Genomic DNA, 19,469 nt, shown 5'->3' with positions numbered 1-19,469 from the left:
CCGAAGCTGGCGCTGCCCCTCATCCCCCTGCCGGGACCTTCTCCCCGTATAGTGACGGGGAGAAGGGGCTAATCTTCCTACAGCTTGCCATTGCGCTGCTGCACCATCATGAAGGTGTCGTAATTGTATTCGGCGACCTGGGCCCAGAGATAGTGCTCCTTGCGGAATGCCTTGATCGATTCCCAGATCTTCTTGAACGGCGCGTTGTTGGATTCCATCTCGGCATAGACCTCATTGGCCTTCTCGAAGCAGGCGGCCATGATCTCCTGGCTGAACGGCGCCAGCTTGGCACCGTTCGACACAAGCCGCTTCACCGCCGCCGGATTGAGATAGTCGTACTTCTGCAGCATGTTGGCGTCCGCCGCTTGCGCGGCGGTATGCACGAGCGACTTGTAGGCCGGCGAAAGCTCTTCGTATTTGGCCTTGTTGAACATCAGATGCACGGTCGGGCCGCCTTCCCACCAGCCGGGATAGTAGTAGTAGGGCGCGACCTTATAGAAGCCGAGCTTCTCGTCGTCATAGGGGCCGACCCATTCGGCGGCGTCGATGGTGCCCTTCTCCAGCGCCGGATAGATGTCGCCGCCGGCGATCTGCTGCGGCACGACGCCGAGCTTCTGCACAACTTTGCCGGCAAAGCCGCCGATGCGCATCTTGAGGCCCGAGAGATCGGCCACCGTGTTGATCTGCTTGCGGAACCAGCCGCCCATCTGAACGCCGGTATTGCCGCCCGGCAGGCCGAACAGCCCTTGCGTGGCGAGGAACTCGTTGAACAGGTCGATGCCGCCGCCATGATAGTGCCAGGCATTCATACCGCGCGCGTTGAGCGAGAAGGGCACTGCGGCACCGAGCGCCCAGGTCGGGTCCTTGCCCCAGTAATAGTATGCGACCGTATGGCAGGCCTCGACTGTGCCGGCCGTGGTGGCGTCCGCAGCCTGCAGGCCGGGCACGAGCTCACCGGAGGCGAAGACCTGGACCTGGAAATTGCCGTCGGTCGCCTCCGACAGCATTTTTGAGAAGACTTCGGCGCCGCCATAGATCGTGTCGAGCGATTTCGGGAAGGACGATGCAAGCCGCCAGGTCACCTTGGGATTGGACTGGGCAATGGCCGGCGTGGCAAGTGCCGCCGCTGCTGCCGCGGCGCCCACGCCGGACGCACCGGCCTTGCGAATGAAAGAACGACGATCCATTAAGTTTCCTCCCTTGCGGATCAACTGACCGACGTCAGGGCATCCTCGTGCCCAGATCGGTTGGGGAAGAAACATACACAGGCAAAGGGTCGAGTCCAGCGTTGCGGGCGAGGGTTGCAGCCATTCCGGCGCCGCGTGCAACTATAGTCTAACGAACCTGCCGCTGGCCCATGCAAGGCAGCGAAACTCACCATGGCAAACTGCCTTCAGATCGCCTATTTTGTAGGCAGATTAACTCCTTAGCTCTCGAAGGAATCCAAACCCAAAATGCAGCAACCGCTCGTCGCAGTCTCGTCCGACGTCCGCCAGTTCGACAACTACACCTGGCACGCGGCACCCCAGCAGTATCTGGAAGCGGCGGTCGCGGGCGCCGGCGTGTTCCCGCTGCTGGTGCCGTCCTTCGGCGATCGGCTCGATTTCGACGAGCTGCTGTCGTCGGTCGACGGCGTCATGGTGACGGGCTCGAAGTCCAACGTGCATCCCTCGCTCTATGGCGGCGATCCCAGCGAGGCCAACGGCCCCTACGATCCGGCGCGCGACGCAACCACGCTGCCGCTGATCCGCAAGGCGATCGAGCGCGGCGTGCCGTTGCTTGCCATCTGCCGCGGCATCCAGGAGCTGAACGTCGCGCTCGGCGGCACGCTGGGCACCGAAATCCAGGAGCGCGATGGCTCGCTCGACCACCGCGCGCCGGTGAGCGACAATCAGGACGAGCGCTTCGGCATCCACCAGACGATCTCGATCAAGCCCGGAAGCTGCCTTGCCGGCGTGTTCGGCGCCGGCGAGATCAAGGTGAATTCGCTGCATCGCCAGGCAATCGACCTGCTGGGCTCCAGGCTCCAGGTCGAGGCTTTGGCCAGCGACGGCACGATCGAAGCAGTCTCCGTCAAGGATGCCCGCGCCTTCGCAGTCGGCGTGCAATGGCACCCCGAATACTGGGTGAAGTCGGACAGCAATTCCGCCAAGATCTTCAAGGCCTTCGGCGATGCGGTGCGCCTGCATGCGGCCGCCAAAACAGGTGCCCGCGCCGCGGCAGAGTAAGCCTGGACAGTTCCGCGGCTATTCGCTCGTGCTCAGCGCCAGAAGCGGCGCGGCCGGCGCGTAGGATTCGTAGCCGTCGCCATCGGCAACGCCGAAGGTGACGATCGGATCGACCCCGTCACTGAAAGCGACCGAACCATCCGCCTGCTCGCGCCAGAATTTCGCGTGCTCGATGCCAGGCATCAGCTTGCGGCAGTTCGGGGGACGGAAAGCAACGACAGGCCCTCCGAGACTTCGGCGCCGCGATGGATGGCGCAGGCCGCTTCATCGCCATTGGCGGTCAGCCGATAGGCGTTTGTCGGGATGAGTTCAGTGGCCTCGCTTTGGCCGTTGCCGCCATGCAGGAACTGAACGCCCCCGAACAACGCTACCGATGCTGCCAAGCCAACGAACAGCTTCACCCCGCCTTTCCGCACATAACCAAGTATGCAGAATGATTCCAAAGGGTTAAGTGGGCGTTAATAATGTGGCGACGCGTGCGGATTGGAGCATTTCCAGGACGGCTTTCCGTCCGGAATTGCACCAAAGCAAAGAGACAGGCGGTTTGCCGTTTTCGTGAATTCGCCGTTTTCCCTGAAACGGTGAAACGCCTCAGGCTCGCGCCTTGACGTTGAGCGTCTCGGGCACCGGCGTCAGCGGCCGGCGGTCGGTAAACCACGACACGAGGTTGTCGACGCACAGATCGGCCATGGCGCGGCGGGTGTGGACCGACGCCGAGCCGACATGCGGCAGAAGCGAGGCGTTGGGAGCATCGAGCAGGGCCTGCGGCACGTTCGGCTCGTCGGCAAAGACGTCGAGCCCGACGGCTGCGATGGTGCCGCTCTTGAGGGCGGCAGCAAGGGCTGCCTCGTCCACCGTCGAGCCGCGGCCGACATTGACAAAGACGCCGTTCGAACCCAGCGCCGACAGGACCTCGGCATTAACCGCTTTCTCGGTGGAGGTGCCGCCCGGGGCAATGCAGATCAACGTGTCGACGGCTTCGGCAAGCCCCTTCAAAGTGGCATGATATTCGTAAGCCAGGCCTTCGACCTTGCGCCGGTTGTGATAGGCGATCGGCAGGCCGAAGGCTTCAAGGCGACGGGCGACGGATCGGCCGATGCGGCCCATGCCGAAGATACCGACGCGGCGGCCACGCAAGGTAAGCCGGCTCAGGCGATAATTGCCCTTGGTCACCCAGTCGCCGTCGCGCAGCCATTTCTCGGCGGCGTAGAGCTCGCGCACGGTGTTGATCAGAAGACCGATGGCGGTGTCGGCGACCTCCTCGGTCAAGACATCGGGCGTGTTGGTGACCATGACGCCGCGCTTGGCCGCGTGACCGGCGTCGACCGAATCATAGCCGGCGCCGAAGCTGGCGATAATCTCAAGATTGGGCAGCGCTTCGATCATCGCCGCGTCGATGCCTGCATAGGAGGCGATGCCGCGCACCGTGGCGCGGATCTCGTCCGTAACCAAAGACGGATCGGCGCGTTCGATCCGCACACACTTGAACGCCTCGTCGATGCGGCCGAGGGCATGGTCGTTGAAATCGCCCGGCACAAGGATGGCGACCGGCAATTTTCCTTCGGCCTTCATGCACGCTCCACTGGCTTGCCGGTCGACTGCCGCACATGCAGTTCCGGCTTGATCAGCTCCTGCGAGGGCCGCACTGCCTGTCCGTTCAATTTGTCAAGCAGGGCGCTGGCGGCGCGGCGGCCGACCTCGCGCTGGCCGTTCCAGACCGTGGTCAGGGCCGGTGTCGCGATTGCCGCCTCCTCGAGATCGTCATAGCCGGTGACCGAGATATCGACGCCCGGCACGAGGCCGGCGCGCGCGATGCCGTTCATCAACCCGATCGCGACCAGATCGTTCCAGCAGCAGGCAGCGGTGGGCCTGTCCTTCAGCGCCAGAAACTGTCCCGAGGCCTCGAAACCCGCCTGCTTGGTGCGCGGCCCGGGAATGCGCCAGGACGGCTTCACCTCCAGGCCGGCCGCCTCCATCGCGTTGAGATAGCCCTGGTAGCGGTCGCGGCCGGTCGAGGTCTGGTCGGTGCCGCCGACCATGGCGATGCGCTTGTGGCCGAGCGAGATCAGATGATTGGTGGCAAGCGCGGTGCCATAGGCATCGTCGCCGCGGAACACCGGCACATCGGCGCCGGCAACGGTGCGCGCGATCAGCACTGCCGGCAGGCCGTTTTCCTCGGCCATGATGATGTCCTCGGCCGGCGTGCCGATGGCCGGCGACATGATGACGCCGTCGGCGCCCAGCTGCAGCAGCGTGTCGATGAAGGTGCGCTGCTTTTCCAGCTGGTCGTAGTGGTTTGACAGGATGAAGGTCTGGCGGCTGCGGTCGAGCTCGCTTTCGATCGAGCGCAGTATCTCGGCGAAGAACGGGTTCATGATGTCGTGCACGACGACGCCGACGATGCCGGAGCGCGAGGTGCGCAACGAGGCGGCGCGACGGTTGTAGATATAGCCGATGGCGCGGGCGTGCTCCTTGATGCGCTCGCGCGTCGTGCCGGCGACCAGCGGGCTGTCGCGCAGCGCCAGCGACACCGTTGCCGTGGAAACGCCGAGCGCATCCGCGATCGTCGAAAGCTTGATCTTCTGTGCCAGTGCCCTTCGCTCCCCAGGGTCTTTAAATTTTTTAAAACGGCCTTATGCCACCGGATTCGGCGCAAATCAAAGTTTTTTCGCCAGCGCCTCGGCCTCGGTGTCGAGCGAGGCGGAGTTGCGGACGCGAAGCCGGTGCTCGCGATGGATGATGTAGAGCCCGCTGGCAACGATGATGGCGGCGCCGAGCAGCGTCCAGCGGTCGGGGAACTGGTGGAAGATCAGCCAGCCGGAAATGATCATCCACACCATCTGCGAATAGGGATAGGGCGCGAGCTGGGTCGTGGTCGCCAGACGATAGGCCCGGACCAGCAAATAGTGGCCGCCGGCGCCGAAGACGCCGAGCATCAACAGGATGACCCAGTGCCAGCCATCCTGCGGCAATGACAGCGAGAAAGGCAGCAGCGGCAGGAGCAGCACGGCGGGTGCCAGCGCCGAAAAGAGGATCAGGCTCTCCGAGGTCTCCGTCGACGACATGCGCCGCGTCATGATCACGTAAATACTGTTCGACAGCATCGAGCCCAGCGCGAAGAGATGACCGATGCCGAACACGCCGACGCCAGGCCTGGTGATAATGAGCACGCCGACGAAGCCGGTGAGAATCGCCAGCCAGCGCCGCCAGCCGGCCCATTCGCCGAGCAGCGGGCCGGCAAGCGCGGTGATGACCATCGGGCCGAAGAAATAGATCGACGTTGTCTCGGCCAACTGCAGCGTGCGCAGCGCCAGGATATTGAACATGGTCGAGCCGAACAAAAGGACGCCGCGCAAGAGGTGCGCCGGCAGGTTGTTGGCGCGGAAGCGAACCGGCTCGCGCCAGCCGCGCAGGAAGATGCCGACCAGCAGGACATGCATGGTGAAGCGGGCCCACGCGACGATCAGCGCCGAGACGCCGGCCAGCACCAGATATTTGCTGGAGGTGTCGAGAAAGGTGAAGCAGACATAGACGCACAGCATCAGAAGCATCGCCGCGGGCGGCGTTGCGCTGTCGTCATTGTTTCTGGGAGCGCTCAAGGTCGGGCCGAAGGAAGATAGACGGTACCCTTCTGAGGCAATCGGCCCTTGCCAGCAAGCCAAAAGCGACTGGCCCAACAAGCGCTTCGGACAGGCTTAGAGCGCCTTGTCGGTTGGCGATTGGCTTGAACAGTTCGCGCAGTCGTCATCCACGGGCGAAGCAAGGAGCGAAGCGACGCGCGCAGACCCGAGGATCCATGCCGTTACATTGACGCTCCGCCAGCGGCGCAGAATTCTGCCCAGTTGCACACTCCGGCTAAGGTCGCGGAATGGATCCTCGGGTCTCCGCGTCCGCTTCGCTCCCGCTCCGCCCGTGGATGACGAAGCTGGTGAGTTCGCTGCCAATCTCGACGGTTCAAGATGGCATAAATCAGCCATGCATGCGGGCGCCCTTGGTGATCTTGTCGACGAGTTTTTTCTCGCCGCGCATGGCGATGCCGACGACCTTGGCGTCGTCCGGGGCGAATTCGGCGAAGACGGCGCGGTTGGCGACGTCGTGCCCGGTCGAAAACATCTCCTCGACATAGACGGATGTCGTCACGCCGCGTTCCAATGCCCGGCGGTGGATCGCGCCCAGCGTCGCCGCATCGGCCGACAAGACAATAACCGGCTGGATCGACATCGGGTTGTAGAGGTTGCCGGCACGATCACGGTAAGCCTCGCCGATGATTTCGGGGAACTGCGCAACGATGCCGCTGGTCAGGAACGCGGTGACGTTGAGCTTCTGCCACACCGGCAGGTCCTCTCTGAGAACAATTGCAATTTTCGTGTCGAACACCAAGATTGAGACTCCGAGACGGCCCGTGACGGGCGGGACAGGCGATGGCGCAGGCTCTAAGCGAAGAAGCGAAGGAAGGTCTTGAACGTTCGTGCGCGGATGCGGCCAACGGCGATCGCATCGTTTCGGCTCCGGGCGGCTCGGGTCTCGAACGCATCGAGGCGCGCTTCCATGGCAACGCCTTCGAGCTGCACCGGCACGACACCTATGCCATCGGCGTGACGCTGAACGGCGTGCAGCGCTTCCATTATCGCGGCGCGCTGCAACACAGCCTGCCCGGCCAGGCGATCGTGCTGCATCCAGACGAATTGCACGATGGCGGCGCCGGCACGGAAGACGGCCTGCGCTACAGGATCCTGTATCTGGAGTCGTCCCTGCTGCTCGACTGCCTCGATGGCGAGCCGCTGCCTTTCGTTCGCGACGCCGTGGTCGACGATCCTCGCTTGCGCGACACGTTGTTGTCGGCGCTGGCACCGCTGGACGAGGCACTCGGCGACCTGTTCGTGGCAGATTTCGTTGCGCAGCTGGCGCAACACCTCAAACGCCATGCCGGGCAGCCGGCAAAGTCAACGGGCAAGACCGCATGGCGCGCCGCCGCGCTTGCCCGCGACTATCTCGAGGAGAATGCCGAGCGACCGGTGCGCTCCGATGAGCTGGAGGCCGTCACCGGCCTCGACCGCTACGCGTTGTCGCGCCATTTTCGCGCCACCTATTCGACCAGCCCGCATCGCTTCCTGTTGATGCGCCGGCTGCAAAAGGCGCGGCGCATGATCGCCGAGGGCGAGTCGCTGGCGGAAATCGCCGCCGGCGCCGGCTTCAGCGACCAGAGCCATTTCAACCGGCATTTCAAGAAGGCGTTCGGCATGACGCCGGGGCGCTGGGCAGCGCTGGTGCGCGACGCGTAAGCGCGACGCGCAGCGTCGTCGCTCAGGCGCGATGCGCAGCATCGTCGCCTTTTCCGCTAAGCCGCCGATACTTGGGTGAAGCGACGACGCTTACGCGTCGCGCTTGCAATGCTAAGCCGGTGCGTGGAGCGACGATGCTGCGCATCGCGCTTCGAACGTCTCGCGGTTGAGCGATGACGCTGCGCGTCACGCCTCATCCAACTCCGCGTCATCGTCGATCAGCACCAGATCTTCGTTCGACAGATTCGCCTCGATGCGGGCGAGCAGCTTGAACAGCGCCTTCTGGTCCTTCTTGTCGAGGCCTCTCAGCGCCTGTTTCTCGGTCTTCTTGACCGACTTCTCGATGGCGCGGATGGTTTCGCGGCCGGACTCGGTGAGGAAGATATGGGCCTGGCGGGCATCGGCGTTGGAGGCGCGCTTTTCCAGGAAACCCTGCGCCTGCAGCCGGTTGATGGTCTTGGTGATGGTCGGCGGGCGCACGCCGAGCCGGCCGGCGAGGTTGCCGGGGGTCTGGCCGTCCTCGCGGTCGAGCGCCAGCATGATCTGGTCCTGGCCGGCATAGAAGCCGTGCGCCAGAAGCCGCGCGGCGAGCGCTGTGCGCGCCAGCCTTGCCGCCGAATGCAGCCGGCTCATTGTCGCCGTCTTGTCCGCCTTGGCCATGGTCGTTCCCTCTTCGGCCGAACCGGCGCGGACAAGCATAGAGGCTGTCCGACGGCTGGCAAATGACGATTTAAAGAGTCCGGCTTGCGGAACGCTTTGCCGGCAAGCATTGCGGTGCCCGCGCAGGTGATGCCAGATGTTTATTTCAGTTAGATGACAAACGACTTTTGCACCGGCGAGATTCACAGCGGACGCTGATGAAGGCGCTTGGGCGCCCGAGCAGTTCCTCCGTCTGGCCTGCCTCGGCCGCCGCCGATCCGTGCCTGGGGCCATTCCGCTTGGAGGGTCGGCCTGGCCCATCGGTTTGGCGCGTGCAAAAGCTCGACACCCATCCTATATCAGGCCGACAATCCAGGATTTTCGAGGCAACCCATGAGCGACGCACAGACGCAAATCCCCGTAACCGTTCTTACCGGCTATCTCGGCGCGGGCAAGACGACGCTGCTCAACCGCATCCTGTCGGAGAGCCACGGCAAGCGTTACGCCGTCATCGTCAACGAGTTCGGCGAGATCGGCATCGACAACGACCTGATCGTCGAGTCCGACGAGGAAATCTACGAGATGAACAATGGCTGTGTCTGCTGCACGGTGCGCGGCGACCTGATCCGCGTGGTCGAAGGCCTGATGCGGCGACCCGGCCGCTTCGACGCCATCGTCGTCGAGACCACGGGCCTCGCCGACCCGGTGCCGGTGGCGCAGACCTTCTTCATGGACGACGACGTGCGCACCAAGACCAAGCTCGACGCGGTTGTGGCGCTGGTCGACGCCAAGCACCTGCCGCTGCGCCTGAAGGATTCCAAGGAAGCCGAGGACCAGATCGCGTTCGCCGACGTGGTGGTGCTGAACAAGACCGACCTCGTCACGCCCGATGAGCTTGAAAAGGTCGAAGCGACGATCCGCGCCATCAACCCGGCGGCAAAAATCCATCGCACCCAGCGTTCCGGCGTGGCGCTTGACGAAGTGCTCGACCGCGGCGCCTTCGACCTGTCGCGGGCGCTGGAGAACGATCCGCATTTCCTCGACGCGCATGATCACGACCATGACCATCATCATGATCATGACGGTCATGATCATCACCATCACGACCATGCTTCCGACATCCATGACGTGACGGTGAAGTCGGTGTCGCTGCGCGGCGGCGAGATGGACCCCAAGAAATTCTTTCCCTGGATCGAGAAGGTGACCCAGATGGAAGGGCCGAACATCCTGCGGCTGAAGGGCATCATCGCGCTGCAGGGCGACGAGGACCGCTATGTGCTGCAGGGCGTGCACATGATCCTCGAAGGCGACCACCAGCGCGCCTGGAAGGATGGCGAAAAACACGAAAGCCGGCTGGTCTTCATCGGCCGCGATCTCGACGCCGAGCGGCTCAGGAAGAGTTTTGAAGCCTGCCAGGCGGCTTGATTTCCTGACTTTCAAGCGCTAGCGCTGCCCGTTCTTCCTTCTCCCCTTGTGGGAGAAGGTGGCCTCGCGAAGCGAGGTCGGATGAGGGGTGCTCCAGTTCGGCGATGACGGCGTTCCGTCACCCACCCCTCAACCGTCTCGGCGCTGCGCGCCGATCCACCTTCTCCCACAAGGGGAGAAGGCAAGGCCGCACCTAGCCGCGCTGGCTAATCTCGAACGGACCGTTTGCATGCCCACAGTCGCCCCGCTTGATCTCGAAGGCCATTGCGTTGCCGCCGTCTTCTTGAACGACGTGCCGCATTTCGCGCTCGCCGACGGCGCGATCCACCGGCTCGATAATGGGCACAAGACGGTTCAGGCCAATGACGGCCTGCTCGCCGCCTTCCATGACGCGGCCAACGACCGGCTGATCACCGGCGGCGAGGATGGCAAGGTGTTTGCCGTGAAGGCCGGCGGCGAGGTGAGCGAGTTGGCCAGCGCCGGCAAAAAGTGGATCACCAGCGTCACTGCCGGACCGCAGGGCGCGATCGCCTATGCTTCGGGCAAGACGGCCTTCGTGCGTTTCGCCGACGGCAAGATCAAGGAATTTAGCCATCCGCGCTCGGTGGAGGGGCTCGCCTTCTCGCCCAAGGGCATGCGCTTCGGTGTCGCCCGCTACAATGGCGCGACGCTGCATTTCCCGGCCGCCGAGGGCAAGCCGGTGGAGCTCGAATGGGCCGGCGCCCATACCGGCATCACCTTTTCACCGGACGGCGCCTTCCTCGTCACCACCATGCAGGAGAACGCGCTGCATGGCTGGAAGCTCGCCGACGGCAAGCACATGCGCATGTCGGGCTATCCGGGCAAGGTGAAGAGCCTGTCCTGGAGCGTGAAGGGCAAATGGCTGGCGAGCTCCGGCGCGCCGGCAGCGATCGTGTGGCCGTTCGCCAGCAAAGACGGACCGATGGGCAAGGCGCCGCTGGAGCTCGGCACGCGCGGCAATACCATGGTGACCTGTGTTGCCTGCCATCCCAGCCAAGATGTCACGGCCATCGGCTATGAGGACGGCATGGTGATTGCGGCGCGCTTCGCCGACGCCAAGGAAGTGCTGCTGCGCCGCCCCGGCAAGGGCGCCATCACGTCGATGATGTGGGACAAGGAAGAACGCCGTGTCGTGTTTGGCAGCGCCGCCGGCGATTGCGGCGTGATCGATATCACCGCGTAGGCAGTAGGGAATAGGCAGTAGGGCTTAGGGACGACGGCACCTACTGCCTACTGCCTACTGCCTACTGCCTACTGCCTACTGCCTACTGCCTACTGCCTACCGTCTGAGGGGACTTCATGCATTCAATCGACCGGACTTCCATCGGCGGCATCGACGTCGCCCGCATCGCCGAATTGCGCGAGACGGAGGCGGCCGCCTTCCACAAGGCGCGGCCGAAATCCGAGGCGAAGCTCGGCAACGGCATTGCCGGTTTCCTCGGCGGGGTGCCGATGCACTGGATGAGCGACTGGCCGACGCCGTTCCCGATCCTGGTCGACGGCGCCAAGGGCGCTACCATCACTGACATCGACGGCAACAAGCTCGACGATTTCTGCCTCGGCGATACCGGCTCGATGCTCGGCCATTCGCCGCCGGCGGTCGCCCGGGCGATCCGCCGGCAGGCCGCTCGGGGTCTGACTTATATGCTGCCAAGCGAGGATGCGCTGGCGATCGGCCCACTCCTGCAGCAGCGCTTCGGCCTGCCCTACTGGCAGATCGCCACCACCGCCACAGACGCCAACCGCTTTGCGCTGCGCGTCGCCCGCGCGGTGACCGGGCGCGAAAAGATCCTGGTCTTCAACGGCTGCTATCATGGCTCGGTCGACGAGACGATGGTGCGGCTGATCGACGGCAAACCGGTCAACCGGCCTGGGCTGGCCGGCGAATTCCGCGACCTCACGCGAGCGACCAAGATCGTCGAGTTCAACGACATTGCCGCGCTCGAGGCAGCGCTTGCGGCCCGCGACGTCGCCTGCGTCATCACCGAGCCGGTGCTGACCAATTCCTGCATGGTGCTGCCGGAACCCGGTTTCCACGACGCGCTGCGGCGCCTGACCCGCGCGGCCGGCACGCTGCTGCTGATCGACGAGACGCACACCATTTCGACGGGGCCGGGCGGTTATACGCGCAAGCACGGGCTGGAGCCGGACCTGTTCGTGCTCGGCAAGCCGGTGGCCGGCGGCGTGCCGGCGAGCATCTGGGGCATGAGCGAGGAGGTCGCCACGCGCTATGGCGCGTACAACCAGACCAAGGAGCCCGGCTATTCCGGCATGGGCACCACGCTGTCGGCGAACCCGCTGCAATTCGCGGCGATGCGCGCCACGCTGGAAGAGGTGATGACGGAGGCAGCCTACGCCCATATGGACCGGCTGGCGCGCCGCCTCGATGCGGGGCTCTCCGCCGTCATTCAGCGAAGCAAGCTGCCCTGGCATGTCGCGCGGGTCGGCGCCCGCGTCGAGTTCATCTGTGCGCCCGGACCGCTGCAAAACGGCGGCGAGGCCGAGAAGGCGCATGCGCCGGAACTCGAAGCCGCCATCCATGTCGCGCTGGTCAATCGCGGCGTGCTGATCGCGCCGTTCCACAACATGATGCTGATCTCACCGGCAACGACTTCGGCGCAAGTGAGCCGACTGATCGCCGCCTTCGCCGCGGTTGCGGGCAAGCTTGCGGCGTGAGAAAAGCGGCGATGGACAATCTGAACGCCGCTACCACCTCTCCTTCCGGCTCGACTCCCGCCGAGGCGAAGGCGTTTCTCGACGCGCATCCTGAGATCGAGGCGTTCGACATCGTGCTCACCGACGCCAACGGCATCGGCCGCGGCAAGATCGTGCGCCGGCACGAGCTGATGGGCATTTTCGAGAACGGCCGGCATCTGCCGATCTCGATCCTCGGCCTCGACATCACCGGCGAGGATGTGCACGAAACCGGACTGGTGTGGGACACCGGCGACGGCGATCTCAGGGCATGGCCGATCCCCGGCACGCTGGTCCCGCTCTTCGGCACCAACCCGCCGCGCGGCCAGGTGCTGATGTCGATGCACCACCTCGACGGCCAGCCGATGACCTCCGACCCGCGGCTGGTGCTGGCAAGGCAGGTGGAATTGCTGGCGGCGCGCGGACTGCATCCGGCGGGCGCCTTCGAGCTTGAGTTTTTCCTGCTGTCCAATGAGCGCGACGCGGATGGCAAGGTTCAGCCTGCCCGCGCGGTGCTCGACGGCCGCCGCTCGGCCAAGACCGAAGTCTATTCGGTCGACCATCTGCATGGCATGGAGCCACTATTTTCCGACATCTACGCAGCCGCGAGGGCGCAAGGCATTCCAGCCGAGACGGTGATTTCCGAATACGCGCCCGGCCAGTACGAACTGACGCTCAACTACCGCAAGGACGTGATGAGGGCGGCCGACGATCTCGTCATGCTGAAGCGGCTGGTGCGGGCGCAGGCGCGGCGGCACGGCGTCACCGCCTGCTTCATGGCCAAACCCATCGAGGCCTATGCCGGATCGGGCATGCATTTCCATGTCTCGCTGCAGGACGATGGCGGCCGCAACGTCTTCACCGAGGCAGCCGGCGAGAAATGGTCGCTAAGCCTGCTCAACGCGCTTGGCGGCCTCATCCACACCATGGCGGAATCCATGCTGGTGTTTGCGCCGCACGCCAATTCATGGCGCCGCTTCGTCTCGCAATCCTATGCCCCCGTGGCGCCCAGTTGGGGCGTCAACAACCGCTCGGTGGCGCTGCGCGTGCCGGCGGGCGACGCCAGGAACCGCCGCATCGAGCACCGGCCATCGGGCGTCGACGCGAATCCGTACCTTGTCGCCGCAACGGTGCTGGCCGGCATCGTCAAGGGCCTGGACGAGGGTCTGGACCCTGGCCTCGAGACGACCGGGAACGGCTATGAACAGGCAACGGAGAAATCGACCATGCCCGCCGACTGGCGCGCCGCAATCGAGGCGGCCGGAGGCTCCGATTTCCTGAAGTCGGCGCTCGGCCCCGACCTGCACAGAACCTTCGTGGCGATCAAGCAGGCGGAATATCTGCGCGTTGCGCGGACCGTCAGCGAGCTGGACTATCATCTTTATCTGCATGAGGTTTGAGCACAGGGCCTGACAGGCGCTGCAATCACGTTTTGCCGACGGCAGGAGATGCCGAAGAATTATTGGCGGAACCTTCCCGTGGCCTCGCTCATTCCAGATTTGATAGCAGGAGCAGACAGAGCCGCGTCAGAGATGATCGACCGGATGCCAACCACCCCACTACCGCGCCATGCCAAGGTGAAGGCCAAGCATTGGCCCGAGCCGGCCGATGTGGTGGCGCCTGAAGCCGAAGATATTCCGGAGTTGCGCGAAGAGGCGAAGGGCTGCCGCCGCTGCCCGCTTTGGCATGACGCAACGCAGACCGTGTTCGGCGAAGGACCGGAAAGCGCGGACGTGGTCTTCGTCGGCGAACAGCCAGGCGATCAGGAGGATCTGGCCGGCAAACCATTTGTCGGCCCGGCCGGCAGAATATTCGACAGCATCCTGGGCGACGCCGAAATCGATCGCCGCAAGGTCTATGTGACCAATGCGGTCAAACACTTCAAATTCGAGCCGCGCGGCAAAAGGCGCATCCATTCGAAGCCCAATGCCGGCGAAATCCAGGCCTGCCGCTGGTGGCTGGACAAGGAGCTCGACCTCGTCAAGCCGAACCTCGTGGTGGCGCTCGGCGCGACGGCGGCGCAGTCGCTGCTCGGCAAGGCCGTGCCGATCACCAAGATGCGCGGCGATGTGATCGAGCGCGAGGATGGCTTGCGCGTGTTTGTGACCATCCACCCCTCCTTCATCCTGCGCATCCGCGATCATGAGGACAAGGAGGCGGAGAGGAACCGGTTTTTGCAGGATATGCGGAAGGTGAAGGGGCTGATGGCTGCTTGATCGTTCTACGCACCCGAGGGACCGGTGGGCGTGCGCTTTTGAACGGCTCTGCGGCGTTGGAGATTAGCCGAAGCGCCTATCGCTTCGTCATCCACGGGCGGAGCAAGGAGCGAAGCGACGCGCGCAGACCCGAGGATCCATTCCGTGACTTCGATGCGCCGCAACGGTTCAGAATTCTGCTCCGCTGCATTCCTTGCCCGACGTCACGGAATGGATTCCAGGGTCTTCGCGACGGAGCTTCGCTCCTGCTTCGCCCTGGAATGACGACGTCAGCGCTTATCGCGCTACCTAACCAGAATCGCCCTCAGATCATTCACATTCGTGCCGGTCGGCCCCGGGACGAACAAATCTCCGACCGCATTGAAGGCCGTCCAGGCATTGTTGCCGGCGAGCATCGCCTTGGCGTCGACGCCTGCCGCGCGCATGCGCGCCACGGTCGAGCCGCTGGCGAAGGCGCCGGCATTGTTCTCCGAGCCGTCGATGCCGTCGGTATCGGCGGCCAAGGCATCGATGCCGTTCACGCCGTCGATACCGATGGCGAAAGCGAGCAGGAATTCCGAATTGCGGCCGCCCTTGCCTTTTGCCCGCAACGTCACGGTCGTTTCGCCGCCGGAGAGGATCAGCACCGGCTTGGCGAACGGGCGATTGCGCGTCGCCACTTCGCGGGCGATCGCGGCGTGGACGCCGCCGACCTCGCGCGCCTCGCCCTCGATCGCGTCCGAGAGGATGACGGCCTGAATGCCTTGCCGCTCAGCCTCGGCGGCGGCGGCTTCTAGAGAGACGCCGGCCGAGGCGGTCAGGTGCACCTCGTTGCCGGCGAAACGCCGATCATCGGGACGCGGCGCGTCGGCGGCGGTCGAATTGATGTGGGCCATGACCGCGTCCGGCAGTTTCATGCCATAGGCGGCGATCGAGGCCAGCGCATCCGCGCGGCTGCCGGTGTCGGGAACGGTCGGTCCCGATGCGACCAGCGCCGGATTGTCGCCCGGGATATCGGACACGACCAGCGATACGACCCGGGCCGGATGGGCAGCGGCGGCCAGGCGCCCGCCCTTGATGGTCGAGACATGCTTGCGGATGGTGTTCATCGCCGCGATCGGCGCGCCGGAGGCAAGCAGCGCTTCATTGACGGCGATCTCATCGGCAAGCGTCAGTCCGGGAGCCGGCGACGGCAGCAAGGCCGAACCGCCGCCGGAAATCAGCGCCACCACCAGGTCGTCAGCGGTCAGGCCCCGCACCTTCTCCAGCAGCCGGCGCGACGCCTCGAGGCCAGCGGCATCCGGCACCGGATGCGCCGCCTCGATGATCTCGATGCGCTCGCATCTGGCGCCATAGCCGTAGCGGGTGACAACCAAGCCGTCGATCGGTCCGTCCCAGACCTTCTCGAAGGCGGCCGCCATTTGCGCCGACCCCTTGCCAGCGCCGATGACGACGGTGCGACCTTTCGGCTTCGCCGGCAAATGATTGCGGATCGTCTTTTCCGGGTCGGCGGCGGCGACGGCGGCGTCGAAGATCGAGGTGAGGAAGCTTTTCGGGTCGGTCATTTTTCTTCCGGCGGCAGCGCGAGCGCGCTCGCATCGATGCCAAGATGCGCGCAAAGCGCGTCGACCACGAGGCCATGATCCTCGCGCTCGGGCAGGCCCGAGACGGCGATGACGCCGATGACGCCGGCACCCTTGACGGTGACCGGAAAGCCGCCGCCGGCGAGCACATAATCGGCAATGTCGAGCGCTTCCCCGACCTTGAACGTGCGGTCCGGGCGCTGCTGCTCAAGCACCAAGCGATAGGTGCTTTTGAGATAGCGCTTCACGACGTTGATCTTGCGCCGCGCCCAATCGGGATTGGAGGCGTTGGAACCCGGCATGGCGGCATAGAAGAGCGGCCGGTCGAAAGTCCTGATGTCGACGATGATCGGAAGATCTTCCTTCAGCGCCCGGTACCTGATGGCGGAGCCGATCTTAAAGGCGACAGCCTCATCGAAGGCCGGAAAGACCAGCGTGGCTTCCTGTTTCTTGATCAGAGCGATGTCGTCGGCGGTGGCCATGTCTCTTTCTCCGAAATCCCACCGTCGTTTGTACGACAAGCTCTGTCTGGTCAAGCACTCGTCGCGGGCGCGCCAGGGTCGACCCCCACTCCGTCGAGCTTCGCTCGACACCTCTCCCCCGATCGACGGGGGAGAGGAAAGGCGCGAAGCGATTCAAGCTGGCGCCTTTCCAGTTGGCCCCTTTCCTCTCCCTCCGGAGGGGGGAGAGGTGGCGCCGCGAAGCGGCGACGGAGTGGGGGAACCACTTGGCAACCAGGCGCAGTCATCATCTTGCCCTACTCGAAGATCTACCCCATTGTCGGGACTTATCCCGCCACAATCGCGCTCTTCGCCGGCCGGCCCGCCACATAGACCTCGCGCACGGCACGATCGTCGCCCAGCGTCTGCAGCAGGAAGAGCTCTTCCGCCAGCGTCTCCACAGTCTCCATCCTGAGCCGCATGCCCGGCGTGGCATGAGCATCGAGCACGACGATGTCGGCATCGGTGCCTTCGTCCAACGTGCCGACCTTGTCGGCCACCGACAGCGCTTCGGCATTGCCGCGCGTCAGTTGCCAGAAGGACTGGAACGGATTGAGCTTCTCGCCATTCAGCGCGATCACCTTGTAGCCTTCATCCATGGTGCGCAGCATCGAATAATTGGTGCCGCCGCCGACATCCGTGGCCGCGGCGATCCTGAGCGGCTTCTCGCGCCGGCGGTAACGCTGATAATCGAACAGGCCGGAGCCGAGGAAGAGATTGGAAGTCGGACAAAACACCGCGACCGAACCCGACCGCGACAGCGCGTCCGCCTCGCGCTCCGACAGGTGGATGCAGTGGCCGAACAGGCTCTTCTTGCCGAGCAGGCCGTAATGCTCATAGACGTCGGTGTAGTCGCGCGACCAGGGATAGAGCTCCTGGGTGAAGTCGATCTCGGCGTGGTTTTCCGACAGGTGCGTCTGCATGTGGAGATCGGGATGCTCACGGCAGAGCACGCCGGCCATTTCCATCTGCTCGGGCGTAGAGGTGATGGCGAAGCGCGGCGTGATTGCATAGAGCTGGCGGCCCTTGCCGTGCCATTCGGCGATCAGCGCCTTGGTATCGTCATAGCCGGTCTGCGGCGTGTCGAGCACGCCGTCCGGGGCGTTGCGATCCATCATCACCTTGCCGGCGATGTTGAGCATATTGCGCTCGTGCGACTCGGCGAAGAAAGCTTCGGCTGAACACTTGTGCACCGAGCAATAGGCGACGACGGTCGTCGTGCCCTGGCGCAGCATCTCGTCGAGGAAGACCCTGGCGATGCGGCGGCCATGCTGCGCGTTCTGGAATTTCGACTCTTCGGGAAAGGTGTATTTGTTCAGCCAGTCGAGCAGCTCGGCGCCGTAGGAGGCGATGATCTGCATCTGCGGCACATGAACGTGCGCATCGAGGAAGCCCGGCAGGATCAGATGCGGACGATGGTCGATCGTCTCGACGCCGGCGCCCGCCTTCTTCGCGACCTCGGCATACGAGCCGGCTGCGGCGATCTTGCCGTTGCCGATCAGCAGCCCGCCATCTTCCTCGTAGCGCCAGGCGGACTGGTCGTCGATCGCTTCGGGCCAGCGCAGGAAGGAGAGTGTGCGGCCGCGCAGAATTTTCGCTATCATGCTTATTTTCCGGCCCCTTCGAACCAGGCGACCAGAAGGGCCCGTTCCTGGTCGGTTATGTGGCTGACATTGGCAGGCGGCATGGCATGCGCCCGGCCGGCCTGGATGTAGATCTCGCGCGCATGCTCGGCGATGCGCTCGTCGGTGTCGAGCAGCACGCCCTTCGGCGCATGGTAGATGCCTTCATAGACCGGCTCTTGCGTGTGGCACATCGAGCAGCGGCCAAGCACGGTGTCGCGCACGGCCGGGAAATGCGCCGAGGCGATGTAGATCTGCGCTGCAGCGGAGGCGGCGGAGGTCTTCGGCTCGCCGGTCAGCACCTTCGGCACGGTCGACAGCCAGATGATGATCATGAACAGCACGGCCGCGCCCAACCATGTCCAGGTCGGGTTGCCCTTCCTTGCATGCACGGTGTTGAAATAGTGCCGGATCAGAACGCCGATGATGAAGACCAGCGAAGCGATGACCCAGTTGAACTCAGTGCCGAAGGCCAGCGGGTAGTGGTTCGACAGCATCAGGAACAGGACCGGCAAGGTCAGATAGTTGTTGTGCAACGAGCGCTGCTTGGCGATCTTGCCGTATTTCGGGTCGGGCTTGCGGCCGGCGATCAGGTCGGCGACGACGATCTTCTGGTTGGGGATGATGACCATGAAGACGTTAGCCGACATGATCGTGGCGGTGATGGCGCCGAGATGCAGGAAAGCGGCGCGGCCGGTGAAGAGATGCGTCAGCCCCCAGGCGATGAAGACGAGCACGCAGTACAGCACCAGCATCAGGCCGGTGTCGCTTTTGCCGAGCGGCGAGCGGCAGAGCAGGTCGTAGACGATCCAGCCGACGCCGATGGTGGCCAGCGACAAGAGAATGCCGACCGGCACCGAGATGTTGAGCACGTTGGGATCGATCAGGAAGAGATCGGCACCGGCATAGTAGACCACGCAGAGCATGGCGAAGCCCGACAGCCAGGTGGCGTAGGATTCCCATTTGAACCAGGTGAGATGCTCCGGCATCTCGGCGGGAGCCACCAGATATTTCTGGATGTGGTAGAAGCCGCCGCCATGCACCTGCCACTCCTCACCGAAGGCGCCGGCGGGCAGGCCGGGCCGTTGGCGCAGGCCGAGGTCGAGGGCGACGAAATAGAAGGATGAGCCGATCCAGGCAATGCCGGTGATGACGTGCAGCCAGCGGACCGCGAAGCTCAGCCAGTCCCAGAAAATCGCGAAATCCATCATTGCACTCGTCCCTGCCGATGAGAGCGACTTTACGGTCTGGCGCGCAAACGAAAAGAGGCGAGGTGCGCG

General features: G+C 64.3%; 19 protein-coding genes. 7 read left to right on the top strand and 12 right to left on the bottom strand.

Translation table 11 applies throughout. From position 1 onward, the window contains the following. Positions 1-77: 77 nt before the first annotated feature. Positions 78-1,187, bottom strand: coding sequence for a TRAP transporter substrate-binding protein (locus tag FJ423_RS21230; RefSeq protein ID WP_095769385.1), 1,110 nt, complete (start codon positions 1,185-1,187; stop codon positions 78-80). A gap of 267 nt (positions 1,188-1,454) precedes the next feature. On the opposite strand from FJ423_RS21230, the gene FJ423_RS21225 reads away from it, so the two are divergent. Next, positions 1,455-2,228: a gamma-glutamyl-gamma-aminobutyrate hydrolase family protein gene (locus FJ423_RS21225; RefSeq protein WP_095769386.1), complete on the top strand. Its 774-nt coding sequence runs from the start codon at positions 1,455-1,457 to the stop codon at positions 2,226-2,228. 18 nt (positions 2,229-2,246) lie between these two features. On the opposite strand, the gene FJ423_RS34820 is transcribed toward FJ423_RS21225, so the two are convergent. The 6 genes from FJ423_RS34820 to FJ423_RS21200 all read right to left on the bottom strand — a co-directional run bounded on the left by FJ423_RS34820 (position 2,247) and on the right by FJ423_RS21200 (position 6,605). Next, a complete protein-coding gene (locus FJ423_RS34820) occupies positions 2,247-2,411 on the bottom strand; it encodes a hypothetical protein (protein ID WP_348642919.1) in 165 nt (54 codons plus the stop codon). Next, positions 2,411-2,629, bottom strand: a complete 219-nt coding sequence (locus tag FJ423_RS34815; RefSeq protein ID WP_348642918.1) for a hypothetical protein — start codon at positions 2,627-2,629, stop codon at positions 2,411-2,413. The genes FJ423_RS34820 and FJ423_RS34815 overlap by 1 nt, the downstream gene beginning before the upstream one ends. 190 nt (positions 2,630-2,819) lie before the next feature. Further along, entirely contained in the window at positions 2,820-3,800 is a 981-nt protein-coding gene (locus FJ423_RS21215; RefSeq protein ID WP_140844772.1) for a 2-hydroxyacid dehydrogenase, read from the bottom strand. Beyond that, on the bottom strand, positions 3,797-4,819 hold the full coding sequence (locus tag FJ423_RS21210) for a LacI family DNA-binding transcriptional regulator (RefSeq protein ID WP_095769389.1): 1,023 nt from the start codon (positions 4,817-4,819) through the stop codon (positions 3,797-3,799). Before FJ423_RS21210 ends, FJ423_RS21215 begins: the two co-directional genes overlap by 4 nt. Positions 4,820-4,885: 66 nt before the next feature. Then, on the bottom strand, positions 4,886-5,770 hold the full coding sequence (locus FJ423_RS21205) for a DMT family transporter (RefSeq protein ID WP_181174863.1): 885 nt from the start codon (positions 5,768-5,770) through the stop codon (positions 4,886-4,888). Positions 5,771-6,197: 427 nt separating this feature from the next. Beyond that, positions 6,198-6,605, bottom strand: a complete 408-nt coding sequence (locus tag FJ423_RS21200; protein ID WP_140844762.1) for a DUF2000 family protein — start codon at positions 6,603-6,605, stop codon at positions 6,198-6,200. Positions 6,606-6,649: 44 nt separating this feature from the next. Here FJ423_RS21200 and FJ423_RS21195 point away from each other — a divergent pair, with 44 nt between their 5' ends. Continuing rightward, a complete protein-coding gene (locus FJ423_RS21195) occupies positions 6,650-7,510 on the top strand; it encodes an AraC family transcriptional regulator (protein WP_140844758.1) in 861 nt (286 codons plus the stop codon). Between the two features lie 186 nt (positions 7,511-7,696). Here the strand turns inward: FJ423_RS21195 and FJ423_RS21190 are convergent, their stop codons facing one another. After that, positions 7,697-8,170, bottom strand: coding sequence for a MarR family transcriptional regulator (locus FJ423_RS21190; RefSeq protein ID WP_027169177.1), 474 nt, complete (start codon positions 8,168-8,170; stop codon positions 7,697-7,699). Positions 8,171-8,542: 372 nt separating this feature from the next. On the opposite strand from FJ423_RS21190, the gene FJ423_RS21185 reads away from it, so the two are divergent. The 5 genes from FJ423_RS21185 (at position 8,543) to FJ423_RS21165 (ending at position 14,505) form a co-directional block, all read left to right on the top strand. Then, a complete protein-coding gene (locus FJ423_RS21185; protein ID WP_140844753.1) occupies positions 8,543-9,574 on the top strand; it encodes a GTP-binding protein in 1,032 nt (343 codons plus the stop codon). Between the two features lie 229 nt (positions 9,575-9,803). Further along, positions 9,804-10,778, top strand: a complete 975-nt coding sequence (locus tag FJ423_RS21180; protein WP_140844749.1) for a WD40 repeat domain-containing protein — start codon at positions 9,804-9,806, stop codon at positions 10,776-10,778. A 116-nt stretch (positions 10,779-10,894) separates the two neighbouring features. After that, positions 10,895-12,271, top strand: coding sequence for an aspartate aminotransferase family protein (locus FJ423_RS21175; protein WP_140844744.1), 1,377 nt, complete (start codon positions 10,895-10,897; stop codon positions 12,269-12,271). Between the two features lie 11 nt (positions 12,272-12,282). Beyond that, positions 12,283-13,689 carry a glutamine synthetase family protein gene (locus tag FJ423_RS21170; protein WP_140844739.1) on the top strand — a complete coding sequence of 469 codons (1,407 nt, stop codon included), beginning with the start codon at positions 12,283-12,285 and terminating at the stop codon, positions 13,687-13,689. Positions 13,690-13,737: 48 nt separating this feature from the next. Then, on the top strand, positions 13,738-14,505 hold the full coding sequence (locus FJ423_RS21165; protein WP_181174861.1) for a UdgX family uracil-DNA binding protein: 768 nt from the start codon (positions 13,738-13,740) through the stop codon (positions 14,503-14,505). A gap of 284 nt (positions 14,506-14,789) precedes the next feature. On the opposite strand, the gene FJ423_RS21160 is transcribed toward FJ423_RS21165, so the two are convergent. The 4 genes from FJ423_RS21160 to FJ423_RS21140 form a co-directional block, all read right to left on the bottom strand. After that, complete coding sequence (locus FJ423_RS21160; protein ID WP_140844733.1) at positions 14,790-16,049, bottom strand: glycerate kinase; 1,260 nt, start codon at positions 16,047-16,049, stop codon at positions 14,790-14,792. Then, positions 16,046-16,549, bottom strand: coding sequence for a heme-degrading domain-containing protein (locus FJ423_RS21155; protein WP_140844731.1), 504 nt, complete (start codon positions 16,547-16,549; stop codon positions 16,046-16,048). Before FJ423_RS21155 ends, FJ423_RS21160 begins: the two co-directional genes overlap by 4 nt. A gap of 305 nt (positions 16,550-16,854) precedes the next feature. Beyond that, positions 16,855-18,171: a guanine deaminase gene (guaD, locus tag FJ423_RS21145; RefSeq protein WP_140844729.1), complete on the bottom strand. Its 1,317-nt coding sequence runs from the start codon at positions 18,169-18,171 to the stop codon at positions 16,855-16,857. A 2-nt stretch (positions 18,172-18,173) separates the two neighbouring features. Next, positions 18,174-19,400, bottom strand: a complete 1,227-nt coding sequence (locus tag FJ423_RS21140; RefSeq protein ID WP_140844727.1) for a urate hydroxylase PuuD — start codon at positions 19,398-19,400, stop codon at positions 18,174-18,176. Between the last annotated feature and the right edge of the window lie 69 nt (positions 19,401-19,469).

This window comes from Mesorhizobium sp. B2-8-9, from assembly GCF_006439475.1.
Lineage (GTDB): Bacteria > Pseudomonadota > Alphaproteobacteria > Rhizobiales > Rhizobiaceae > Mesorhizobium.
Note: the sequence above shows the minus strand (reverse complement) of the source record. Positions and strands in the feature narration are given on the sequence as shown.